At 45.6% G+C, this 21,452-nt stretch carries 20 protein-coding genes; 5 read left to right on the top strand and 15 right to left on the bottom strand.

Going from position 1 to position 21,452, the window contains the following annotated elements; translation table 11 throughout:
- Positions 1-2: 2 nt before the first annotated feature.
- Positions 3-1,616, bottom strand: a complete 1,614-nt coding sequence (locus tag NQ564_RS09770) for an ABC-F family ATP-binding cassette domain-containing protein (RefSeq protein WP_008155269.1) — start codon at positions 1,614-1,616, stop codon at positions 3-5.
- A gap of 80 nt (positions 1,617-1,696) precedes the next feature.
- On the bottom strand, positions 1,697-3,241 hold the full coding sequence (locus tag NQ564_RS09765) for a M28 family metallopeptidase (protein WP_129650068.1): 1,545 nt from the start codon (positions 3,239-3,241) through the stop codon (positions 1,697-1,699).
- Between the two features lie 168 nt (positions 3,242-3,409).
- Here NQ564_RS09765 and NQ564_RS09760 point away from each other — a divergent pair, with 168 nt between their 5' ends.
- Genes NQ564_RS09760 through NQ564_RS09750 form a run of 3 tightly spaced genes read left to right on the top strand, consistent with a single transcriptional unit; the run spans position 3,410 to position 5,799 of the window.
- Positions 3,410-4,198 carry an EFR1 family ferrodoxin gene (locus NQ564_RS09760; RefSeq protein WP_008150621.1) on the top strand — a complete coding sequence of 263 codons (789 nt, stop codon included), beginning with the start codon at positions 3,410-3,412 and terminating at the stop codon, positions 4,196-4,198.
- Between the two features lie 2 nt (positions 4,199-4,200).
- Entirely contained in the window at positions 4,201-5,184 is a 984-nt protein-coding gene (locus NQ564_RS09755) for a TlpA disulfide reductase family protein (RefSeq protein ID WP_008150620.1), read from the top strand.
- A 3-nt stretch (positions 5,185-5,187) separates the two neighbouring features.
- Positions 5,188-5,799, top strand: coding sequence for a hypothetical protein (locus NQ564_RS09750; protein WP_008150619.1), 612 nt, complete (start codon positions 5,188-5,190; stop codon positions 5,797-5,799).
- A 9-nt stretch (positions 5,800-5,808) separates the two neighbouring features.
- On the opposite strand, the gene NQ564_RS09745 is transcribed toward NQ564_RS09750, so the two are convergent.
- From NQ564_RS09745 to NQ564_RS09690, 12 genes are all read right to left on the bottom strand, one after another.
- A complete protein-coding gene (locus NQ564_RS09745) occupies positions 5,809-6,243 on the bottom strand; it encodes an RNA-binding S4 domain-containing protein (RefSeq protein ID WP_008150618.1) in 435 nt (144 codons plus the stop codon).
- 16 nt (positions 6,244-6,259) lie between these two features.
- A complete protein-coding gene (pth, locus tag NQ564_RS09740) occupies positions 6,260-6,823 on the bottom strand; it encodes an aminoacyl-tRNA hydrolase (protein ID WP_039848242.1) in 564 nt (187 codons plus the stop codon).
- Between the two features lie 84 nt (positions 6,824-6,907).
- Positions 6,908-7,492 carry a 50S ribosomal protein L25/general stress protein Ctc gene (locus tag NQ564_RS09735; RefSeq protein WP_008150616.1) on the bottom strand — a complete coding sequence of 195 codons (585 nt, stop codon included), beginning with the start codon at positions 7,490-7,492 and terminating at the stop codon, positions 6,908-6,910.
- Positions 7,493-7,729: 237 nt separating this feature from the next.
- A complete protein-coding gene (locus NQ564_RS09730) occupies positions 7,730-8,581 on the bottom strand; it encodes an SDR family oxidoreductase (RefSeq protein ID WP_008150615.1) in 852 nt (283 codons plus the stop codon).
- On the bottom strand, positions 8,581-9,807 hold the full coding sequence (locus NQ564_RS09725; RefSeq protein WP_039848269.1) for an NADH:flavin oxidoreductase: 1,227 nt from the start codon (positions 9,805-9,807) through the stop codon (positions 8,581-8,583). The genes NQ564_RS09730 and NQ564_RS09725 overlap by 1 nt, the downstream gene beginning before the upstream one ends.
- 19 nt (positions 9,808-9,826) lie before the next feature.
- A complete protein-coding gene (locus tag NQ564_RS09720; RefSeq protein ID WP_008150608.1) occupies positions 9,827-10,588 on the bottom strand; it encodes a DUF1295 domain-containing protein in 762 nt (253 codons plus the stop codon).
- Entirely contained in the window at positions 10,578-11,279 is a 702-nt protein-coding gene (locus NQ564_RS09715; protein WP_008150606.1) for a response regulator transcription factor, read from the bottom strand. Before NQ564_RS09715 ends, NQ564_RS09720 begins: the two co-directional genes overlap by 11 nt.
- Positions 11,280-11,286: 7 nt before the next feature.
- Positions 11,287-11,580, bottom strand: a complete 294-nt coding sequence (locus tag NQ564_RS09710) for a PG0541 family transporter-associated protein (RefSeq protein WP_008150604.1) — start codon at positions 11,578-11,580, stop codon at positions 11,287-11,289.
- 23 nt (positions 11,581-11,603) lie between these two features.
- Positions 11,604-14,732, bottom strand: a complete 3,129-nt coding sequence (locus NQ564_RS09705; RefSeq protein WP_008150598.1) for an efflux RND transporter permease subunit — start codon at positions 14,730-14,732, stop codon at positions 11,604-11,606.
- A 12-nt stretch (positions 14,733-14,744) separates the two neighbouring features.
- A complete protein-coding gene (locus NQ564_RS09700) occupies positions 14,745-15,770 on the bottom strand; it encodes an efflux RND transporter periplasmic adaptor subunit (RefSeq protein WP_008150597.1) in 1,026 nt (341 codons plus the stop codon).
- A 37-nt stretch (positions 15,771-15,807) separates the two neighbouring features.
- Positions 15,808-17,190, bottom strand: a complete 1,383-nt coding sequence (locus tag NQ564_RS09695) for a TolC family protein (RefSeq protein WP_008150596.1) — start codon at positions 17,188-17,190, stop codon at positions 15,808-15,810.
- A 39-nt stretch (positions 17,191-17,229) separates the two neighbouring features.
- Positions 17,230-17,841 carry a TetR/AcrR family transcriptional regulator gene (locus NQ564_RS09690; RefSeq protein WP_008150595.1) on the bottom strand — a complete coding sequence of 204 codons (612 nt, stop codon included), beginning with the start codon at positions 17,839-17,841 and terminating at the stop codon, positions 17,230-17,232.
- A 220-nt stretch (positions 17,842-18,061) separates the two neighbouring features.
- Here NQ564_RS09690 and NQ564_RS09685 point away from each other — a divergent pair, with 220 nt between their 5' ends.
- Positions 18,062-18,970: a helix-turn-helix domain-containing protein gene (locus NQ564_RS09685; RefSeq protein ID WP_008150594.1), complete on the top strand. Its 909-nt coding sequence runs from the start codon at positions 18,062-18,064 to the stop codon at positions 18,968-18,970.
- Positions 18,971-18,993: 23 nt separating this feature from the next.
- On the opposite strand, the gene NQ564_RS09680 is transcribed toward NQ564_RS09685, so the two are convergent.
- A complete protein-coding gene (locus tag NQ564_RS09680) occupies positions 18,994-19,512 on the bottom strand; it encodes an HdeD family acid-resistance protein (protein ID WP_008150591.1) in 519 nt (172 codons plus the stop codon).
- A 332-nt stretch (positions 19,513-19,844) separates the two neighbouring features.
- Here NQ564_RS09680 and NQ564_RS09675 point away from each other — a divergent pair, with 332 nt between their 5' ends.
- Complete coding sequence (locus NQ564_RS09675; RefSeq protein WP_008150588.1) at positions 19,845-21,452, top strand: CTP synthase; 1,608 nt, start codon at positions 19,845-19,847, stop codon at positions 21,450-21,452.

Below are 21,452 nucleotides of genomic sequence, written 5' to 3'. Positions count from 1 at the left end.
CATTATTTATAAAGCTTTTCTCTCAGCTCGGCAACCTTCGGATCAGTAATATAATCGTCGTATTCCATTATACGATCGATGATACCATTCGGAGTCAGCTCGATGATGCGGTTGGCAACCGTTTGAATGAACTCGTGGTCATGGCTGGAGAACAAGACGTTTCCTTTGAATGACTGTAACGTGTTGTTGAATGCCTGGATGGATTCCAAGTCCAGGTGGTTGGTCGGCGTGTCGAGGATGATGCAGTTGGCATCTGTCAACATCATGCGGGAGATCATACAACGCATCTTTTCACCTCCGGAAAGTACCCCTACTTTTTTCAACAGCTCTTCGCCGGAAAACAGCATACGTCCGAGGAAGCCTTTCAGGAAGACTTCGTTGGTGTCGGGTGAGAACTGACTCAGCCAATCGATCAGGTTGTAATCCGAATTGAAATATTTGGAGTTGTCGAGTGGCAGATAGGTCGTCGTGATGGTTTGTCCCCACTGATACGTTCCGGCATCGGCCTTTTCTTCTCCGTTGATGATCTGGAAAAGGGCGGTCATCGCACGCGGGTCGTGACTGATGAATACGATCTTGTCGTCTTTTTCCACATTGAAGTTCAAATCCTGGAACAGGACTTTGCCGTCGATGGACTTTGTCAGCCCCTTTACTTCCAATATCTGGTTGCCCGGTTCGCGGTTGGGCGTGAACAGGATACCCGGATAGCGTCGTGAAGACGGCTTGATTTCTTCGATGTTTAGTTTCTCCAACATCTTTTTGCGACTGGTCGTCTGTTTGGACTTCGCTACGTTGGCACTGAAACGACGGATGAACTCTTCCAATTCTTTCTTCTTCTCTTCCGCTTTCTTATTCTGGTTCTGCTGCTGGCGAAGTGCTAACTGGCTGGATTCGTACCAGAAGCTGTAGTTTCCGGCGAACATTTGCAGTTTGCCGAAGTCGATATCTACCGTATGGGTACAAACAGAGTCGAGGAAGTGGCGGTCGTGGCTGACAACCAACACTGTGTGCTCGAAGTTTGCCAGATAGTTTTCAAGCCACATAACGGTTTCAAGGTCGAGGTCGTTGGTAGGCTCGTCCAGCAACAGGTTGTCGGGTTGTCCGAAGAGGGCGCGTGCCAGCAGGACACGTACTTTTTGCTTACCGCTCATGTCCTTCATCAGCGTGTAGTGGAATTCTTCCGTGATACCCAAGCCACTCAATAGGGCAGCCGCATCGCTTTCGGCATTCCAGCCTTCCATTTCGGCGAATTTTTCTTCCAGTTCCGATACGCGGATACCGTCGGCATCGCTGAAATCAGGCTTTGCATACAAGGCGTTTTTCTCGCTCATCACCTCCCAAAGGGTGGTGTGTCCCATCAACACCGTGTCCATTACGGTATATTCGTCGAATGCGAAGTGGTCCTGGCTCAATACGGAAAGACGTTCACCCGGTCCTAAAGATACCGTTCCTCGTGTAGGGTCCAGCTGCTTGCTGATAACACGGAGGAATGTTGATTTGCCGGCGCCATTAGCTCCGATGATACCGTAGCAATTGCCCGGTGTAAACTTCATATTGACATCCTGGAACAGGATACGTTTTCCGAACTGTACGTCCAGATTGTTAACCGTTATCATATCTTCTATACCTATTAATTTGCTTATGAGTGTGCAAAGGTACAAAAAATATCGGTTACTTTCGGATTAAGCGAAAGTAACTATTTGTACAAGCCTTCCCTCGACAGCAAATGATCCAGGTTGGCCACTCCTAACGTCACGATCGCGATTACGGTGGCGGCATGCTCCTGATATTCCGGGATGCTTTTGCTGTAAGTGTCGCGTTCGGTGTGCCAGATCTCACCGTAGTTGAAGTTGTATCCTTTGATGTCCTTTTCGTTGAAGGCGATGGCCGGGACTGCTTCGACAGCAAAAACGGATGCATCCGTACCGGCAGGTTTGGCAGGTTTAGTGAACGGGCCGGCTTCTTTCACTTCGAACGGATAGTCGAGGCGGATCTTCTTGACGGGCGCGCATATCTTCACGAAGTCCTGATACATCGCTTTCGGAACATTGAGTCCGACGGGAGGTGTCGGGCCTCCGTCGCGGTTGAACAAGTTGGAGATTTTATCTAACTTATCTTTATTGGCTTTCACCCAGGCTGTAGAACCTAACAATCCGAATTCTTCGCCAGCAAAAGCACAGAATAACATCGTCCGTTTAGGCTTCGCACCGGATTTCATGATCATGCGGGCCGCTTCCATCACCGGAGTGATGCCGGAACCGCAGTCCACACCACCCGTCGCCACGTCGAACGCATCCAGATGGCCGCTTGCCATCACATACTCGTCCGGGTATTGGGTGCCTTTGATTTTACCGATCACATTATAGTATTTCACCGGCCCCATACGGAAATGGTTGCGGATATCGAATTCAAGGAAGAAGGTACGGCGTTCCTTTACCATCTGCTTGATGGTCGCATATTGGTGCTCGTCCAACTTGATGTCGCAGACGTCCGGCAGATTGTCGAAGGTGAAAGTCGGGTCGTTCATGATTGTCCTGTCATAGAGCGCTCTGAGCGGAACTGTCGCCGACTGGATAAAGCCTAATACACCGGCTTCGCACATCTGTTTGTAGAACAAGGCCGGGACATCCTCTTTCAATGGCAGCAGCGGGTTGTCGGTATTGTTGCGCCAGTTATCCTCCATGATCTGGTAGTTCTTTTGGGCCGTTTCATTGTTTTCGGCAATGATGGTGGCGCGTATGGAATCGCCTTTAGCGGAACGGTCGACCGGCCAGCCGACATTCTTTCCGTTAATCAGCACCCAAGCCCCTTTGAGTTGTCCTTTTATACGGTCGAATTCGCTTTGGGTAAGCGGTTCTTGTAAGACGTGTCCACGTTGAACCCCCTTTGTCCCGGCAGTGTAGGAGGGAGTGACGAAGTGTAGTTCCATCCCGTTCTCTCCTAATAGCTTGCCGAACCACGGCCCCCGGTTGAAGCCGACCGGTAGCGTACCGGCCTCTTGCAGTTCAACTTCCAATCCCCATTCCTTAAACTTGGAAGACACCCAATCGACTGCATTGTCGTATGCGTTCGAGCCGATCACGCGGCCGCCGATGCGGTTGGTGAGTATATCTAAATGATCCATCACCTGATTATCCGTTTGACCGATTTCGATGATTTTATTTACCGTAGCGTCCTGTGCCGGAACCGAATGAACAGCCATGCAAGCCATCGCTGCCCAGATAAGTAAAGCTCGTTTCATATTGTGTGTTTTTTATGGTAATGCAAATTAAGATATAAAAAAGTCGTGTTCCAAATGAATCAGGGGGGAATGTAGAGCAGCGCTAAGAGAATTTCTTAGACAAGCCTTCCCTTTTTGTCATTTTCTTGAATTATACCTACTTTTGTGCTTCAAATAACGAATAGGAATATGATATTTTACTTTACCGGAACAGGGAACTCCCTTTGGGTGGCAAAGACGTTGAGTGAAACGTTGGGAGAACCGTTGATCTCAATTGCAGATGAATTGCATAAGGAAGAAAAAGACTTGATTTATCCGGTTCGTCCGGATGAAAAGATTTTGTTTGTCTATCCCGTGCATTCCTGGGGACCGGCGGTGCTTGTTATCCGCTTTATCTCCCGTCTGACTTTAACCGGATATACCGGGCAACCGGTCTATTCTGTTTCTACCTGTGGAGATGAATGTGGATATACGGATCGGCTGATCGGGAAAGCGTTAGGAAAAAGAGCTATATCACTTACGGCAGCATACTCTGTTATTATGCCGAATAATTATATCTTGCTGCCTGGTTTCGATGTAGACGGTAAAGATGTAGAGGAACGGAAATTGCAAGATGCCCCGGCACGTGTCGCTGAGATTATCAGAGTAATCCGGGAACATCAGCAGAATACTTTGTATCAAACAGGGAGTATGCCCGGTTTGAAAAGTTACTGGATTTATCCTCTTTTCGCACATCTGGCCATCGGAAGTAATTCTTTCCGGGTAACGGATGCCTGTATTTCCTGTGGGTTATGTGAACGGATTTGTCCGACCGGAACGATCAGTCTGCAGGGAGGGAAGCCTGTTTGGGCGAATACCTGTGTGCAGTGTGTCGCTTGCATTCATCGCTGTCCGGTTCGTGCGATCGAATATGGGAAGGGAACGCTGAAAAAAGGGCGATATCATCACCCTGAGATAAATAATAAACAAAACAGATAGAAATGAAACGATTAGTAGCGACAGTCCTGGTGGCCTTGACGTTGGTGAGTTGCCAGGAAACACCGAAAGGTTATGTAATAAATGGAGAAGTGACTGGCAGAACGGATGGGAAAGTTTATCTTAAGTCCTTCCGGAATAAGATGTTTTTTGATATCGATACGGCAGAATTAAAAGAGGGAAAGTTTACTTTTAAGGGAGAAGTGGATCAGCCTTTATTGTTTGGTCTGGCAACAGAAGACATGAATTATCCGGTTCAGTTCTTTGTCGAAAATACGAATATGGATGTGCGGATAAGTAATGACGGCGAAACGATTACGGTCCGGAACTCTCCTGTCAATACGATCTTTCAGGAGAATGCCGAAAAGGTTTTTGAAGAAGGGTATGACATAGACAGTCTGATCACTAAGTACCCGGCTTCGCCTGCCGCCGCTTTTTACCTGTATCGTTATTTCACTTACCAATTGCCGCTGGATGAACTGAAAGCAACTCGTGCCAAGATTTCTCCCGAACTGGCCGGTTGTCCGTATGTAAAAGATTTGGATGGTATTATCAAGCAGCTGGAAAATGTGCAGATAGGGAAGGTGGCTCCTGAATTTTCATTACCTGATACAGCGGGAGTATCTGTTTCGCTTTCTGATTTCAGAGGTAAATATGTGCTGTTGGATTTCTGGGCTTCCTGGTGTCCTCCTTGTCGTCGCGAGAATCCGAATGTAGTAAAGGCGTTTAATGAATATAAAGATAAAAACTTCACGATTGTGGGGATTTCTCTGGATAAGGATAAAAGTAAGTGGCTGAAAGCAATTACCGACGATAATCTGGCCTGGACACATCTTTCCGATTTGAAATATTGGGATTCGGAAATTCCGGCTCTTTACGGGGTTCGTGGTATTCCGGCCAATGTCCTGTTAGATCCGGATGGAGTGATTGTCGCTAAAAACATTACTGGCGAGGATTTGCATAAAAAACTAAAAGAAGTAATCAAATAAACGATGCGGAAGTACGGTTTTCTGACTTTGTTCCTTCTTTTCTGTCTCTGTCTTTTGGCGACAGAAAAGAAGGATTTCGAAAAAGCGGTGCGTGAAGCTGTTTCCCGGCAGATGCAAAACTATCCGAAGTCAACCTTGAAAGACTTATACAAAAATTTCTTTCAGGATAAATTCGGTCCCGGACATATCATCAGCGATACGACGGCTGCCGGTAACTATTTGCATCGCGAACTGGCCTCTTATACGGAGTGTACCGGAGAGATCGCGGAGCCGACTGGGTGGGAAGGTAACTTTCTTCGGGTAAACCTCTCGGTCATCAAGAACGGCCGAATCTCTTATAATACATTCTTTGATGCGTTTGTCCGGAGTGTGAATGGTGTCCGACCTGTTACAGTTGCCGATTGGCAAAAAGAATGGCAGCGGATTGAGTCTATTATCCGTTCTATGGAACTTTCTTTGCCGGATTACGATGCCGATTGCAAAGAAATAGAAGACCGTCTGGACCGGGGAGAATATGTGGGACATCACAGCAAGGTTTTCGAAGAATCCTATTCGCCGCATTATCGTATAATCAGCAGACAGATCTTTGAAAAGGAGCTACAACCCTTGCTGTGAAAAACGGGCTTAGTCTTCGTCTTCCGGGTCCTCGAAGTCAAACTCGAAATCGAATCCATCGTTCATCATCCCTGGATCGGTAAACTGTTCCAGTTCGCGACGGTCTTTTTTGGTCGGACGGCCTAAACCACGTGCACGGTCTACGAATCCGGATATGCGGTTCATTTCCAATATTTCGTATTGGTCGGGAGTTGTGACGTTTTCCAGATAATCGGGTACCAGTTTTGCTCCCATACGACGTTCTGTTAAATCGAGTACCTTGAAGGAAAAGGTGATAGGTGGCTTGCGTACCTGAATCACTTCTCCGACTTTGATCATACGGGAAGGTTTTACATTGACTCCGTTTATCATCACCCTGTTTTTCTTGCAAGCCTCGGCTGCTATGGTACGTGTCTTGAATATGCGGGTGGCCCACATCCATTTGTCTATACGGACTTCGTTCATGGATTTAATTGTCAATTTATTTATTATTAAATTGATTCATCGTATTCTGTATACCGGCCAGGCAGAAGCTTTTGATGATTTCTACCGCCCGTTTCATCTTATCCGGCATCTCCTGGAGTTCTTCCGGAGGAAACTTGCCAAGTACATAGTTGATTTGTCCTCCACGCGGGAAATCACTGCCGATACCGAAACGAAGGCGGCTGTATTCTTGTGTGCCTAACAGCTGTTGGATGTTTTTCAATCCGTTGTGTCCTGCATCACTGCCTTTCGGCTTCAGGCGGAGTGTCCCGAACGGGAGTGCCAGATCGTCCACTACGACTAACAGATTCTCTACCGGAATATTTTCTTTCTGTAACCAGTAGCGGACAGCATTGCCGCTCAGGTTCATGAATGTGTTAGGCTTCAGTACGATCAGCTCACAGTTCTTGACACGCATCCGTGCGATTGCACCATAACGTTCTTCTGTGAAAGGGATGCCGGCATCTTCAGCCAATGCATTTACAACGCGGAATCCGATGTTATGACGGGTCCCTAAATATTCGGAGCCGATATTTCCAAGTCCTGTTATCAGATATTTCATTGTCATGTTGTTTTTAGTAATAACAAAGGGAAGAATACTCTGCTGAATATTCTCCCCTTACATTATTTAGGAATAATAATTTTATTATGCCTTAGCCTGAGCACCACGAGCGGCACGAGTCAACTGAACGGCGCAAACAACAGCGTTCTTAGCGTTCATCAGTTCAAGACCTTCGAAGTGTAATGCGCCAACCTGCATAGTCTTGCCTAATCCCAGGTGATCGACATTGATAAACAATTTCTCAGGAATTGCTGTGTAAAGGGCTTTTACTTTCAGCTTTCTCATCTGCAAGTTCAATTTACCACCGGCTTTAACACCTTCGGCGTGACCTTCCAGAACAACCGGAACTTCCATTACTACCGGCTTGTTATCTGATACTTCCAAAAAGTCCATGTGCAGGATAGCGTCGGTTACAGGTTGGAACTGGATATCTTTAACGATAGCCATTGTCTTCTTGCCGTCGATAGCCAATTCTACAACAAAGATTTCAGGGCTGTAAACCAAGTTACGGACGCTGTCTTTCGTGATAGTGAAATGAGATACTTTTTCGCCGCCGTACAGTACAGCAGGAATTTCGTTGTTTTTACGCATAGCCTTCAAAGCTCTCTTCTGGTCTGCAGAAGTAGCGGCTACTTCTCTTGACTTTCCTTCTAATTGAAATGTCTTCATTTTGTTTTAATTTTTGTGTTACTCAAAATTAGATGTTTATGCTTTCTAATTTCCCATCACACGTACGGGGGTTAAAAGCGGTGCAAAGGTACGATTTATATTTATATCTGCAAAATCTTGTCTGCATGAATTTTCAGTTTCATAGGCATGAAACTGAAATTCCCTCGGCATGGAACGGTAGTTTCATAGGCATGGAATAGGAGTTTCATCGGTATGAAACTAAAAGTGCATGCCGGTTCAGAACCGGATTCCTTTTTGCCGGAGCAAGATTTCCGTATCGTCCCAAAGTTGTTTTTGCTGTGTATGATGCCGGATGCGTTCCGGCACATTCCTCTTTTTACAATTGGCATAACAACAACCGTTTTTATCTTTCGCCTCATTCGAAAGAGCCAGGTGGATGGCGGTTGCCGCACCTTGGGCCGGTGTTTTGATAAAGGGGCGGAACAGGATGTCGGTAAGCGGGTCGAACCAGGCTTGCATCGTGATCATGTTTGTACTAACAATTCCTGGGTCTGATGCATTTATGGTGATGCCCTTGTCCTGAATCCGCTTGGCAAGTTCCTGTGTGAACAGAAGCAAGGCCAGCTTGGTATTCCCATAGACCGGAATGCGGAAAAAGCGTCCGTTCTTCCCTTTTTCAAAGAAGTCTGGTTCGATCCGGCCGATAGCATACGTGCAGGATACTGTGTTTACAATGCGGCATCCCGGTTGCATCAGGGGTAATAACTGGCGGGTGAGCATGTAGGGTGCCACATAATTGACGCTTACGATTGTTTCCAACCCATCTTCAGTTTTGCGTACCGGAGTCGTCAGGATTCCGGCATTGTTCATCAGGAGGCTGACGGGACGTCCTTCTTTTAATAATTGACCGGTGAAATTGTTTACGGATGAGAGGGAAGCGAGATTGATTTCCCGCACTTCGATCTGAGTGTTACCGGTTTCTTGCTGGATCCGGGTGCATACGGGGACGGCTTTTTTCGGATCGAGGCAAGCCATAATCACCGGATAGCCTTCTTTTGCGAGGGCTGCCGTGATTACTTGTCCCATGCCTCCGTCGGCACCGGTTATGATGGCTAATCCTTTTTCCATTACTTGTATTCTAATTTCTCTATTTCTTTAATAATGCTTTTAGGCAAGTTCTGAATATGTTTATGGCATGCCATTTCGATGGAGTACATGCGAGCGATACAATAGTTGCTATGTCCGCAGTCGCAACGGGCATGTTCGTCTTCCTTCATCTTGTTTACGAATGACGGATCGTTGAGCAAGGCCCGCGCCATACTCACGAATTCGAAACCGTCGTTCAAGACTTCGTCTATCTTCTCGCGTGAGGTCAGACCGCCTACATAGACAAGCGGCATTTTCAACGCTGCCCTGAACTTCAGTGCATCTTCCAGGAAGTAAGCCTCTTTGAATGGTTCAGACGGGATCATGAACCGTCCGGCCATTTTGACTCCAAGCGGCAACCAACCGAAAGGCATATAATGCGTCATCGTATGAATCGGCATGGACCCCCGCATCACGTACATCGGAGCACGGCTGACGAAGCCACCGCTAAGTATCAAAGCATGTGCTCCACATTCGTCCTGCAAGGTACGGGCTACCTCGAGTGTCTCATCCAGCTCCATTCCTCCTTTGAAGCCGTCGCGCATATTCATCTTTACCAGTACTGCCATATCCTGTCCGGCTGCTTTCATCACTTCGTCCATGCACATTTTCATAAAACGCATCCGGTTTTGCAAGCTGCCGCCATATTCATCTTTCCGGTGGTTGGTATAAGGAGAAAGGAACTGGCTGATCAGATAACCGTGACCGGCGTGTATTTCCACAGCATCCATTCCGGCTTCGCGTGCCAGATGAACTGCTTGTCCGAACGCTTTTGCCATCGCTGTGATTTCGGAAGGTTTCATTCCCCGGACAAGAGTGGGGGAATAGATATTGAAACCGCCGGATGCGGAGATAGGCCTGCATCCGCAGATATTTTTGTGGGACATGTTCCCGCAATGTCCGAGTTGTACGGAGGCGGCCGCTCCTTCTTTGTGGATGGCATCAGTGATACGTTTTAATCCGGGGATGATATCCGGGCGCATCCAGAGCTGACGCTCGAAAGAAAGTCCACTTTGCGTAACAGCCGCATAGGCCAAAGTCGTCATACCGATCCCGCCGACGGCAACCGATTTATGGTAATCGTACAACATGTCGGAAGGCGCGTTTCCCGGGCACATGCTTTCAAATGCAGCTGCCCGTATCGTCCGGTTTCTCAGGGTCAACGGCCCGATTTTACCGGGAGTGAACAGTACAGATTCTTTTTCCATATCCATATGAGTTAGTCATTCAATATATAAAAGGAATAACCCGTTTCCGGTTTTCCAGTTCGTTGCCAAACATCGCTTTGTATTTATGGTAGATGGTATTTGCGCGAGGTACAAGGTTTGCAAATGTCCACCAAGCGAAAACAGCCCCGCTTGCGCTCCAGGTCAGGATTGCAAATCCGCACCATTCCACAATCTCCCCGAAGTAGTTAGCTGATGTCACATATCGGAACAGGCCTTTTTGGGGTAGATAATGATTCGTGTCGCCAGGCTTTCTGAGATGGCGGACAATATGGTCCGATTGGATATTAATTGCCATGCCGGTGAAAAATAAGATGGTCCCGGTGATAAATTGAGGGCTGTACAACCAACTTTCCGTATACATATCCTGCGGTGCCAGATGGAAAATCCATTCTCCCTGCATATAGCCGTTCAAGAGGTTAAAGGTGATTCCCATAAGCATGATGCCTGCCGGCATTTTGCTTTTGCCTTTTATCAGCAATGGAAAAATAAAAGACCGTTGGAAATAATGCAGTTCGAAGAATAAAAATATCAGGAACGGTACTGCCTCGAACTGCCGTTCCGATCCGTTCCATAACAAAAACATGACGATAAAAACCGGAGCTTCCATACAAATCCAAGCGATCTTGTTCGGTATCGGAAATCCCCATTTTTTATCGAACAACATTCCATAACCGGCTTCAACGAAGTAAAGGGCTATGAAAACAATGGCGGCGATAGCTGCCATTACGATTAGAAATAAGGTGAAATGTTCAATTGTCATCTTCGCGCGTTGATAATTTATAACCTCTTCCGTGAATGTTTATAATTTTGATAGTAGGATCATCCTGCAATAATTTGCGTAATTTGGTGATATAAACATCCATGCTACGGGCACTGAAATAGTTATCGCTTTTCCATATGACTTGCAGGGCGTGTATCCTCTCTACCATATTGTTTGCGTGTTGGCACAACAATGTGAGCAAATCAGCCTCTTTGGTCGTCAGCTTGGTCGTTTTGCCTTCTATGGACAAGAGCTGTTTGGGCAAGTCGAATTTGAATTTCCCGAAAAGATAGACCCTGGCCTCCTTCTTGTGCTGAGGTCGGTAACGGCTTTGTATCGCCTTAATCCGAGCCTGTAAGATATCAGCGTCAATAGGTTTGCGTATCACATCGTCCGCATGGAATGAAAACAGTAGTGCTATTTCTTCTCTCGTCGGATGTTCGCATAGGAAAACGACTGGTATGATATTTTCCGAACTTTTGATCATGGCAGCCAATGTCCGTGTTTCATTCGTGTCTATATCGTGGTCGATAATACAGAATGTGAAATTTCCGGAAAGGAGACCCTCATATGCCGCCTTTTCCTGATCGAATACTTGTGAGTTGTATCCGGTAGCTTTTATATAGTCCTGGATGATCGCTCCCTGATTATAGTCTTTACTGAAAATGAGAATGTTAAAAAGATCGTTCATTATATTCTTAAATTGTTTTTTCGATGTTCCAGACGAAAGCACGTAACCCTTGTGCTTCCGTCTTCTGATCCATCTGATGAAGTATCTCCAGGAAATGGTCGACTTTTTCGTCATCGACCATTGCCAGGATTGCCGAATTCAGTGTCGGCCAAGCGTGACTCCCATAGTGCGGCTCGCCGGTCTTACTTCCACGTCCTTGTACTTCGTCCCAGTATGTGAAGCCCCGGATGTTGTTCCGGTCCATCGCATTCAGGATCATTTCGTAATATGCTTGATTAAATGATACAAATATAGCTTTCATATTAACTTATTCCTAATTATTATTTATTCTTTTTTAGAAGATATTCCATTTCTTGCCATCTTGCGATGTCTGCGCCGGACTCCGTTTCCGGCAAATACACAGTATACGACCGGTACGATTACCAGGGTGATCAATGTTGACACCGAAAGTCCCCATGCAACCGTCATACCCATCGAACGCCACATTTCCGAACCTTCGCCTGTTCCGACTGCCATCGGGATCATACCCAATACGGTCGTCAGGGTGGTCATCAATACCGGGCGAAGGCGGGATTTTCCGGCTGTCACTACTGCGGTCAGGATTCCCATTCCTCTTTCCCTGCAAAGGATCGTGTAGTCGATCAGTACGATACCGTTTTTAACAACGATACCCATCAGCATAATCAGGCCGATCAATGCCATAACGCCCAATGGAGTCTGCGTGATTGCCAGCCCTAAGATTATGCCGGTGAAGGCGAAGGGGATGGAGAACATGATTACGAACGGGTCTGTCAGTGATTCGAACTGAGCGGCCATTACGATAAATACCAAAATGATGATCAGGATCATCAGGATTGTCAGGTCGAAGAAGGTGTCCATCTGGTCTTCGTACGTTCCTCCTAACTGCCAGCTGACATCCGAAGGTATATCCATCTCCTTCAATTGATTCCGGGCGGCTGTTACGATATCGCTCATGGCTGCACCTTTTCCGACTACTGCCGATACGGTAATAACGCGTTCGCGGTCTTTGCGTTCAATGGTCGGAGGTGTCATTCGTTCTACTACTTTACCCAGGTCGCGGATACGGATTCCCTGACCGGCACTATTATACACCAGGATATTCTCGATGTCTTCAACCGACTGGCGGAATTCAGGGGCGTAGCGTACTTTTATATCATACTCGTCACCGTCTTCGCGATATTTGGAGGCGGTAGAGCCGTTGATGCGGTTACGCAAAGCCATAGCAGCCGTTGTGATATTCAATCCGTTGATCGCCAGTTTTTCCCGGTCGAAATCAACTTGATATTCGGGTATGTAATCCTCACGGCTGATGTTGACCTGTGAACAACCTTTTACCTTACGCATCCTTTCGGCCAGCTCGGCGGCTACGGCATCGGTCCGGCCGAAGTCGAAACCATAAATCTCGACGTCGACAGCGTTTTGTCCGCCCATGCCTTCTTCCTGTCCACCTTCGATAACCTTAAAGGTTTTGATCTCCGGGTATTTAGCTAAATCCTTACGCATCTCTTCACAGATTTCAACCATACCGCGTTCACGATCGCCGACACTTGACATATTGATGTAATAATCGATAATATGTGTCCCGTTATTGCTCAATTGAGCCCAGGTATTATCGGAATCGGCTTGTCCCTCGGTAAAGTTGCTGGTTTTTATTTCCGGATATTTCTGTCGAAACAGTTCGTCGATTTCAAGCGCCAGTTTACGGGTGATGTCCTGGCGGGTTCCGACCGGCAACTCAATGTGAACACTGATCTGCGCATTATCCTGAGTCGGGAAAAATTCCGTCTTGATAGTCGGAACTAATAACATACTTCCCGCAAAGATCAAAGTTGCGCCGAATATAACCGTTTTCCGATGGCGTACCGCCCAATAAAGGAAATTGGAATAGCCACGATCCAGCGCATCCAATGCCTTTTCGATCGGCGTGAAGAACAAGGTGTACAAGCGGCCTTTTTTAGGATTTTGCTTGAGTAGTTGCGAACTCAACATCGGAGTCAGTGTCAAAGCTCCGACCGTTGAAACAATCATGATGATACTAACGATCCAACCTAACTGTTTGAACAGGATACCCGCCATACCCGTCACCATCGTCAGGGGCAGGAATACAGCCAACATGGTCAGGGTTGAGGCGATTACGGAAATAGCCACTTCGTTTGTCGCATGTACGGCCGCCTGTTTCGGGGCACTACCTCTTTCAATATGAGTTGTAATGTTTTCCAGCACCACGATCGCATCATCCACAACCATACCGATAGCAATGGAGAGTGAACTTAGCGAGATAATATTCAGTGTATTGCCGGAGGCAAGCAAGTAAGCGAATGAAGCTATCAGTGAGATCGGAATGGTCAGGATAATGATAAACGTTGCTCTCCATCGTCCGAGGAACACGAACACCACTAACATAACGATAACGAAGGTGATGAAAATGGTTTCTTTCAGGCTGTCGATCGTATTCAAGATATTAGTGGAAGTATCCATGATGACCCCCAACTTGACATCCGAAGGGAGACTTTTCTGGATTTCCGGCAGTTTCTGGTGAACCTTTTTGGCTATGTTCACCGAGTTGGCCCCTGATTGTTTTTGGATAACGATCATACCGCCTTTTTTTCCGTTATTGTAAGTCTCCTGGGCACGCTCTTCGATGCTGTCTTCAATGCGGGCGACATCACGTAGGTAGATCGTTTTATTATCCTTATGACCGATTACAAGATCGTCCATTTGATGTGCATCCGTAAATTCACCTTGTACGCGGAGCGCATAAGCGTTGGAACCGATATCCACGCTACCGCCCGGGGTGTTCCGGTTCTCCTGTGCGATAATTGCGGATATTCCTTCGATTGAAACTCCGTATGCTTCCAGTTTGTACGGATCGCAATAGACTTGTATTTCACGTGTCGGCGTACCGGAAATGGAAACCGCTCCTACACCACTGATGCGTGCAAGTGGGTTCGATACCTTGTCGTCCAGAATCTTGTATAGGGCGTTTGTACTCTCTTCCGCCGTAACCGACAGGATGATAATCGGAATATCGTTCGTTCCGAATTTGAAGATAATAGGATTATCCACATCATCCGGTAGCATTGGCTCGGCAACGTCCAGTTTGTCACGCACGTCATTGGTTGCCACGTCGATATCCGTACCATAGTCGAATTCGAGTGTGATGATCGAGATGTTTTCACGCGACTGTGACGTGATGTGTTTCAGGTCGCTGACGCTGTTCAATACGTTCTCCAGTGGTTTGGAGACGTTCATTTCGATATCCGCAGCACTGGCGCCGGCATAGGAGGTCATGACCATGATCGTGTTTGTCTCGATCTCCGGCAGCAAGTCTACTGATAATCTGGTTAATGAAAAAAGACCGAAGATCACGATTGCCACAAAGACAAGGGCAGTCGTAACCGGCTTTTTTACCGCTGTTGCATATAAGCTCATAGTGTTTGTCTCTTACTTTTCGATTTCTACTTCCATTCCGTTATTCAGTCGGCTTTGACCGGATACTACTACCTGGTCGCCGCTGTTTACCCCCGAAATGACTTCATATTTATTCCCCATACGGCGTCCTAACTCTACTTTCTCGTAGGAAACTTTACCGTCTTTGTATACATATATATAGCGGTCTCCTGCACCGGACTGTTTTACGATGGCGAGATCCGGAGCGACCACATGGTTTTGTGTCCCGAAACCGATCGTCACGCGGGCGAACATTCCCGGACGGACACGCTCGTCATTGTTGTCGATTTTGATTTCGACAGGGAATGTGCGTGTATTCGGATCGATAGTCGGGTAAACCAGGCTGACTTTCCCTTTGAATACTTCGTCTCCGTATACATCCAACCGGATGTCGACATCTTTCCCCTTTTTTACTTTTGTGAAGAGGCTTTCGGATACGTTGATCAGCAGTTTGACCGGACGGATCTGTTCAACGGTGAAGATAGGCAAGCCTCCGCTATACATATCTCCGCTATCATAATTGCGGGCGGTGACGATACCGGTGATCGGACTCAGTAACTGTGTGTTTTCTTGTAAATTCTTGTAGGTCGCACGGCTTATGTCCAACTGTGTTTTCTGTGCATCCCAGGCTGATTTGGAAGCACCGCCTACTTTGTACAGTTCGTCGATACGTTTGAACTCCAGCTCCTGGTTGTCCAATTGTATTTTGGTCTGTTTGAGGTTGGTCTCATCCATCTTGACCAGGAGTTGGCCTGCTTTTACATGATCGCCGACTTCTGCAAACAACTTCTCTATGCGTACCGGGGTTTGCGGGGCGATGTTATTCGAGATGTTGGCCTCGACTGTTGCTGTAAATTCACTGATCTGCTCTACGTCTTGTGCAGATACAGTCTCTACTCTCACAATAGCTTTGTTGCTGACAGTTTCTGTTTGTGTCGAATCTTTCTTTTCGCCTGAACAGGATAACAGTAAAGGTAGAATGAGGAGTGATATGAAGTGTTGTCTTTTATTTGTTTCCATTTTGTGATATTTTTATTCAATGTCTACTTTTTATTCCTTAAAATTCTTGCTGGCCTAACACCTTTTCCAGGTCAGCCTTTGCTACCATATAATCGTAAATAGCCTGGTTGAAATTCAGTTTGGCCTGTGTCAACGCTAATTCCGAATCGTTCATCTCGAGCAGAGTCCCGGCACCTGTGTCATAGCGTTTCTGTGAGATCATATACCCCCGTTCGGCTTGTTCCACTCCCTTCTGTGAGGCGTCGAAGCGTTTGACGCAGGTATTCATATTATCTATATATTGCTTGATTGCCAGTTGCAGGTTTCGCTGTGTATCCTCTCTTTGCAGGCTCAATTGTTCGATCGAATTTCTTGTTTGTTTGATCTTATAGAACTTACTACCGCCGGAGAAGATCGGAATGGAAAGTGAGACACCGACCATAGAGTAGGGGTTCCACATATAGTCTTTGAACTTGAAGTCGTTGTTCATGGCTGTCCACTGATACAAACCGGTGAGCGACAGCGTCGGCAAATAATCGAACTTTTGCATGGTCAGTGTCTTTTCCAGTTGCTTGGCTTGTAAATCCATTTGTTTCAAATCTGTATTATTAGCCAATGTCGTGTCTGTCGAAAGAAAATCGCCGAATAAATCTTTTTCAAAATCGGTCAATTGTCCTTCACATTCGATGTTTATGTCCAGGTCTATGCCTAATAAAGCTTTTAATTGCCATTTGGCGAGAACCAGTGCGTTTTCTGCCTGCAACATATTGGGCTCGCTATTCTTTACGGTAACATTGGCGCGTATCAGGTCATATTCGGCGACAGTTCCCTGTTCAAACTTACGCTTGATATCCAGGTAATTTTCCATCGCGTTGTCATAGCTTTCCTTAAATACGCGGTATGAATCGTTAGCAAGAAGCACGCCGTAATACCCTTTCTTTACCTGGTTGACCATCGCAATTTTGGAAGAACGTGCCTGTTCGATTGCCAATTCCACATCGACAGCCGAGATACTCAGGCTTTTCCAAAGAGCAGCGTTGACAATCGGCATCGAGGCGTTGAAACCGAGGTTCCAGTTATTATCACGTCCCACTTCAATCCCTTCATCCATATTCGGCATGTCTTCCATGCCTGGTATTTCGGTACTTCCCATGTCGAAGCCGTCCATATACATCACTTGTTTTTTCAAGGTCCGGTTGTAGTCGGCTGCAAAACTGACTTGGGGAAATAGAGCGGCATATGAACCTTTCTGTGCATATTTTTTCTTCTGGATTTCCTTATTAGCCACTTTTACAGTAGGGTTTTCGCTCAGCGCGATCTCAAGAGCTTTTCCTATATCGAGAACGAGTGTGTCCTGAGCTTTTGCGGAGGTAAAGGCCAGAGAGGGGAGTAACATTATCACTACCCACATCATCTTTTTAGTAATTAAGATTTGTCTCATTTAGAATAAGTAAATTTGATTTTTAATAAAATCGTTTGTTCAATCTAATTGCTTCTGTGTATATTTCAATAAATAACGGTCTAAAATGGCAATACCTTTTTCAGTAGAGATTCCCCGGAGGAAGGTATAAAGAATCGTATTGAACACTTCGGCCACGGAATGGTTGGAGAGGGCTTTGGACGGACGGATCATCTTCGCCTGCTCTTTCGCCAGCAAAGCTACAATTTCGAAGTTAATATTCGGTTGAAAAACACCTTCTTTTGCCCCTCTTGACAGTAGTTTTATACATTTTTTCAAAAATCGGGATTTTTCTTCTTCTGTTTTTTGCAATGCTTTCGGATAACGTTTCAGATCATCATAGAACTTCCGGTTAAACCAGCGAGGTCGCCTCATAAGCTCTTCATAAAAAAGCAAGGCAATTTCAAGAGCTGTTATCGGCTCGGATTCAAGTTGCTTCATGGATAGCTTCATTTTGGTATAACTCAGGTTTATACATTCTGTTAGTAGAGTCTCCTTATCTTCGAAAAGTTCATAAAGAGTCCGTTTGGATATACTCGCGTTATGAGCGATATCATCCATACTGACATTCTTGATCCCGTGTTCCGAAAATAAGTCGAATGCCGTTAACATTATTTGTTCTTTTATGATCATCGATTTTAATGATTACTTTTTATACGATCAGATGTTGCAAAGGTCTGTCTAATTTGGAAAACTAAAAAGGTTTATTCTGTTACGGAATTAGTCGAAAACGAATAAATGAAGCCTTCTTTATTCCTAAAAAACCGTTATTCATTGGTAAAAAATGAAACATATTTCTGTTTGTTGAAAAAATGTTTACCTTTGCAAGTACACGATTAGTAAATATGTAAAGATGGAAAAACTTCCTTTAATAGAATTGGCGGAGTTGAATAAGAGTATTATTTTCCGTGATAGTTTTCAGGATATTTTTTCGATTGCGGATCTGGACGGAGGTATGGATATCGGAGATCCCGACTCGCCTGAGCGTTTTGCTCCGATGCGGTTGAACGCACTTTTGATGGTGCTGACTTTTGAAGGGACGCTTGAAATCCATCTGGATTATGTTTCTTACACTGTCAAACCGAATAGTTTTATAACGATCATGCCTACGCATGCTCTCCAGCTTGACAAAATCAGTAAAGATTTTAAAGGTCGCTTGCTGATTGCATCCAAAGAGTTTCTGGACGATTGTAATCCTGGTGGGGGTAACCGGACTCAGGCAATCGCTAACTATATGGAGGTTCGGAAGAATCCTTGCACGGAGCTGGAACCGGAAGAAGCAGTAAAACTGGCCGGAAATATGCAGATTATACGGGATAAGATGAGGGAACGTACTCATTTTTATCAGAAAGAACTGGTGCAGAACGCCTTTATCGGCTTCCTGCTGGAGTTGGGAAATATAATGTTAAGCAAGAAAGACCGTTTGATCCGGCCGACTCTTTCCCGCAAGGAAGAATTGTTCGAACAGTTTCTGCAATTGTTGTTTGAACATTGCAAGGAACAGCATGTAGTTACTTTCTATGCTGAAAAGTTGTTTATCACACCGCAGTATCTATCATTGATACTGAAGGAATTGACAGGTAAATCTGCTAATAAGTGGATAGACGATGCCCTGATCGTCGAGGCGAAAATTCTTTTGAAAGCTCCTCAGGCAACTGTCCAGCAGGTGGCGGATATACTTCATTTTTCCGACCAGTCGACTTTTGGAAAATTCTTTAAGAAACATATGGGGATTTCTCCGATGGAGTACCGTAAGTCCTGAAACGGGCGGTACTCCGTTTTCTTTTATCTTTTACTGAACTTATACCAGTTGATCAGTTCGGAAATACCATAGACCAGGCAAGCGACTCCGAAAATCACAAATGTGTTGGCGGCTGCTCCGAACGGGTAGGCGAGGATCATAACTCCTGTTATCAAAATCAGGGACGGTAGGATGTAAAAACCATAGGGTACGGTACTCCATTTGCGGGCGGAAACCAGCGAAATCAGTTGTTGTGCACCTGCAAGAACCAGTAAAGCTCCTAAAATATACATTAGTATGCTAACGAAAAACTGCGGCATGATCACTAACCATGCTCCGAACAGGATACTGCCCGCTCCGTCGATCGGAAACATCGGGCTTGGCTCTCCTTCTACTTTTTCGCGGGTGAAATAATTCAAGAGCGAGAATAATCCCGGTATGATAAAACAAATCCCGATTGTTATTACCAAATAAGTAACGGCCGCTTCCGGCCAAAGAACCAATACAAGTCCCAATACGATTGCAAATATGCAGCGCAGGACTGATCCATTTAAACTTTTCATCTTATGTCTATTTTATTCTTTCTTTATATATAACAACGAAGATACACTTTTTTCTTTGGACTGGAAAGAAAAATGAAGAATACCCGTCTCCTTTTCGATTGACAAAATGTTACTGCCCTACAGTGAAAAACTATTTTCTACCCCATGAAAATGGAATTACTATAGCGGGTAATATTTTTTCACATATCTATATGGAGAGAATTTACCTCCTTTTGCTGTCAAAAAGACAAAAGATGTTTTTTCTCTCCCCCTTGTTATATGAATGAAATTATGTAACTTTGCAGTTTTGAAATGCGAGTGTGCAATTAAAAGATAATTAAAATATTACTATCGTGGCAGATACAAAGTACATCTTCGTTACGGGCGGCGTGGTCTCTTCATTAGGTAAGGGAATTATTGCCGCATCATTGGGTAAACTACTTCAGGCAAGAGGTTACAAGGTTACCATTCAGAAATTTGATCCCTATATCAATATCGATCCGGGTACGCTGAACCCGTACGAACATGGGGAATGCTATGTTACCGTAGACGGACATGAAGCGGATTTGGACCTCGGACACTACGAGCGTTTTCTGAATGTTCAGACAACCCGCGCAAATAACATCACTACAGGGCGCATCTATCAGAGCGTTATTAGCAAAGAGCGTAAAGGGGATTACCTGGGAAAGACTGTGCAGGTGGTGCCTCATATCACGGACGAGATCAAGCGCAATGTGAAATTGCTGGGAAATAAATACAAATTTGATTTCGTGATCACTGAAATCGGCGGTACGGTCGGTGATATCGAATCTCTTCCATTTATCGAAAGCGTGCGTCAGTTGAAATGGGAACTGGGAAAGAATTGTATATGTGTACATCTTACTTATGTGCCTTATATCGCGGCTGCAAAAGAATACAAGACCAAACCGACACAGCATTCCGTAAAACAACTGCAGGAGTTGGGGATTCAGCCGGATGTTCTGGTATTGCGTACCGAGCATGAGTTGAGTGCCAATTTGTTAAGTAAAGTGGCTCTCTTCTGTAATGTAGCGCAGGATGCCGTTATACAGTCAGTCGACGTTCCGACGATTTACGAAGTTCCGTTGGTATTGCAGCGTCAGAAGATGGACGAAGTGATCCTGCGTAAAGTCGGGCTGGAAGTCGGACCGACACCTGAGATGAAGCCTTGGCATCAGTTCTTGCAACGTAAGGTGGATGCTACTGAAACAGTAAAGATCGGCTTGGTCGGTAAATATGTCGAACTACAGGATGCTTATAAGTCAATCGACGAATCTCTGCTGCAGGCTGCTATTTATAATGATCGTAAGCTGGATTTGCATTTGTTCCATTCCGAAAAACTGAATGACGGCAATGCAGCCGAATTGTTGAAAGATATGGATGGAATCCTGATCGCTCCGGGATTCGGGCAGCGTGGTATTGAAGGGAAATTTGCCGCATTGAAATATGCTCGTGAAAACGATGTCCCTTGCCTGGGTATCTGTTTGGGTATGCAGTGCATGGTGATCGAATTTGCCCGCAACGTAATGGGGCTGACGGAAGCCAACTCGACGGAAATGGAACCCAATACCCCATATAAAGTGATCGACCTGATGGAAGAGCAGAAAAACGTAACCAATATGGGTGGTTCTATGCGTCTGGGGGCATACGACTGTATCTTGAAGGAGGGGTCTAAGGCTTATGAAGCGTATGGACAGACACACATCCAGGAACGTCATCGCCATCGTTTCGAGTTCAACAGCGAATATCGCGATAAGTTCGAAGCTGCCGGCATGATGTGCGTAGGTGAAAATCCGGAATCGAACTTGGTTGAAGTGGTAGAGATTCCTGCATTGAAATGGTTTGTGGGTGTTCAGTTCCATCCGGAATATAACAGCACGGTCGTTAATCCTAATCCTCTTTTCGTTAGCTTTGTAAAAGCTGCAGTTGAAAATAAAAAATAA

The organism is Parabacteroides johnsonii DSM 18315 (assembly GCF_025151045.1).
In the GTDB taxonomy this organism is placed as follows: Bacteria; Bacteroidota; Bacteroidia; order Bacteroidales; family Tannerellaceae; genus Parabacteroides; species Parabacteroides johnsonii.
Note: the sequence above shows the minus strand (reverse complement) of the source record. Positions and strands in the feature narration are given on the sequence as shown.

Coding starts and splice junctions, on each gene's coding strand:
- NQ564_RS09770 (WP_008155269.1), bottom strand. CDS start 1,616: ATGATAACGGTTAACAATCTGGACGTACAGTTCGGAAAACGTATCCTG.
- NQ564_RS09765 (WP_129650068.1), bottom strand. CDS start 3,241: ATGAAACGAGCTTTACTTATCTGGGCAGCGATGGCTTGCATGGCTGTT.
- NQ564_RS09760 (WP_008150621.1), top strand. CDS start 3,410: ATGATATTTTACTTTACCGGAACAGGGAACTCCCTTTGGGTGGCAAAG.
- NQ564_RS09755 (WP_008150620.1), top strand. CDS start 4,201: ATGAAACGATTAGTAGCGACAGTCCTGGTGGCCTTGACGTTGGTGAGT.
- NQ564_RS09750 (WP_008150619.1), top strand. CDS start 5,188: ATGCGGAAGTACGGTTTTCTGACTTTGTTCCTTCTTTTCTGTCTCTGT.
- NQ564_RS09745 (WP_008150618.1), bottom strand. CDS start 6,243: ATGAACGAAGTCCGTATAGACAAATGGATGTGGGCCACCCGCATATTC.
- pth (WP_039848242.1), bottom strand. CDS start 6,823: ATGAAATATCTGATAACAGGACTTGGAAATATCGGCTCCGAATATTTA.
- NQ564_RS09735 (WP_008150616.1), bottom strand. CDS start 7,492: ATGAAGACATTTCAATTAGAAGGAAAGTCAAGAGAAGTAGCCGCTACT.
- NQ564_RS09730 (WP_008150615.1), bottom strand. CDS start 8,581: ATGGAAAAAGGATTAGCCATCATAACCGGTGCCGACGGAGGCATGGGA.
- NQ564_RS09725 (WP_039848269.1), bottom strand. CDS start 9,807: ATGGAAAAAGAATCTGTACTGTTCACTCCCGGTAAAATCGGGCCGTTG.
- NQ564_RS09720 (WP_008150608.1), bottom strand. CDS start 10,588: ATGACAATTGAACATTTCACCTTATTTCTAATCGTAATGGCAGCTATC.
- NQ564_RS09715 (WP_008150606.1), bottom strand. CDS start 11,279: ATGAACGATCTTTTTAACATTCTCATTTTCAGTAAAGACTATAATCAG.
- NQ564_RS09710 (WP_008150604.1), bottom strand. CDS start 11,580: ATGAAAGCTATATTTGTATCATTTAATCAAGCATATTACGAAATGATC.
- NQ564_RS09705 (WP_008150598.1), bottom strand. CDS start 14,732: ATGAGCTTATATGCAACAGCGGTAAAAAAGCCGGTTACGACTGCCCTT.
- NQ564_RS09700 (WP_008150597.1), bottom strand. CDS start 15,770: ATGGAAACAAATAAAAGACAACACTTCATATCACTCCTCATTCTACCT.
- NQ564_RS09695 (WP_008150596.1), bottom strand. CDS start 17,190: ATGAGACAAATCTTAATTACTAAAAAGATGATGTGGGTAGTGATAATG.
- NQ564_RS09690 (WP_008150595.1), bottom strand. CDS start 17,841: ATGATCATAAAAGAACAAATAATGTTAACGGCATTCGACTTATTTTCG.
- NQ564_RS09685 (WP_008150594.1), top strand. CDS start 18,062: ATGGAAAAACTTCCTTTAATAGAATTGGCGGAGTTGAATAAGAGTATT.
- NQ564_RS09680 (WP_008150591.1), bottom strand. CDS start 19,512: ATGAAAAGTTTAAATGGATCAGTCCTGCGCTGCATATTTGCAATCGTA.